The sequence below is a fragment of the Fortiea sp. LEGE XX443 genome, assembly GCF_015206815.1.
Taxonomy (GTDB): domain Bacteria; phylum Cyanobacteriota; class Cyanobacteriia; order Cyanobacteriales; family Nostocaceae; genus Nostoc_B.
The window spans coordinates 1-1,389 of sequence record NZ_JADEXZ010000157.1 but is presented as its reverse complement, the minus strand read 5'-3'; the positions used below and the strand labels follow the sequence as shown (position 1 = coordinate 1,389).

At 37.6% G+C, this 1,389-nt stretch carries 1 protein-coding gene; it reads right to left on the bottom strand.

Translation table 11 applies throughout. From position 1 onward, the window contains the following. Positions 1 to 15: 15 nt before the first annotated feature. Positions 16 to 1,326, bottom strand: coding sequence for an IS701 family transposase (locus IQ259_RS26890; RefSeq protein ID WP_193889020.1), 1,311 nt, complete (start codon positions 1,324 to 1,326; stop codon positions 16 to 18). Positions 1,327 to 1,389 lie beyond the last annotated feature (63 nt).

Sequence of the window (1,389 nt, the reverse complement as noted above, 5' to 3'; positions counted from 1 at the left end):
CCCTGTTGTGTCACTTTAGGCAGAGGAAAAATAGAATTCAGGGTGAGTTAGGAATATAAAAATTGGGGAAGTGAGCCTATAAACAATGGCTTGAAGTTTAGCAAATCCCAATGAAAGTTGAGGGATAGGAAAGACTGTTAACCAGGGATATATGAGATTAAAGAGAATAAAAGGTTGAATAACTAAACGCAGATTATTCAAAAGATTCTTCCAACCTTTACCATTATCCCACCAGGGGTGAGAAGCAAATGTTGATTGAGAATCTGGGGGAGAAGGAAGCAGAGATTCTGAATGGAGGCTAACCATGAGATAGGCACTGCATACAATCTCCCACCATCGTTCAATATCCTCATAGCGAGTAAAACGATAATCTGCCCAACCTAATTCATTCTTACTTTGTTTTAAGCCATATTCAACCCAAGTTCTTAACCCATAGAAATTCCCAACCTCTCTGTGTGTAATGTCGGGATATTTACTCATTACATACCAAGTAGAGTTCCCAGGTAAATTTTCACAGTTTGTAGTAATTTGCCAATACCTGTGTTCTTCACGTTTTCCATGTATGATTTCTCTAATAAACCGATTCTCACTGCTCAAGTCAGAGAATACTCTTTTAAATCTTTGCCACTTCAAGTATTGAGTGTACTGCCCTTTAAGCAAGTCTACAGAATGGTTTGAGCGAATCGCTACTAGATAATTTAAATCTAGTTCATCTAATACAGATATGAAATTCGTGCCGCTTTCACCATATAAGCTATCAGCTAGTACCAAGTTGAATTTAAAACCCATCAACTGTAGTTTTCTAATTAACATCGCCCCAATTTGAGGCTTGGTAAGATACTTATCTCCTGGCTTTAATTTTTCTCGTGGCTTGTATACTTCAAATAGTAATGGGAATGTCATTCCACAAAATACGCCATAGGCTGTGACTGCCACAACTCCATTCTCTACTTTTCCCAAATTACCTATATACTGCCGTTTCACATAGTCTGTAGTATTACCTTTCTTTTTATCTCCGGTTTCATCAATAATTAAAATGATTGGTCTACCTTTGAGTATTTGTAAAATTAGCTCTAATCTCATGGCTCTTAACTTTTCTACTTCCCAAGATGGTGTAGTTAAGAAATGGTGTAGCCCTTGATAGTTATCTAGCCCCACAATTTTCGCTATTTCTGGTAGACTTTTCCGTTTTAATTCAGAAATACACCCTATATGCAGATACTTAAACGCTTCAAAATTCCTAACATCTGAAAACAGCTTTTTATACCAAAGACAATATTCATCCACAAATTTGACGGTTTGTTTGGGTGGACGAGGCTCTACCATGCTCTGTGTCTTCGTTCTGGGCTTTTTACATCCTTATACTACCGCGATAGTGACACAACAGGG

Coding starts and splice junctions, on each gene's coding strand:
- IQ259_RS26890 (WP_193889020.1), bottom strand. CDS start 1,326: ATGGTAGAGCCTCGTCCACCCAAACAAACCGTCAAATTTGTGGATGAA.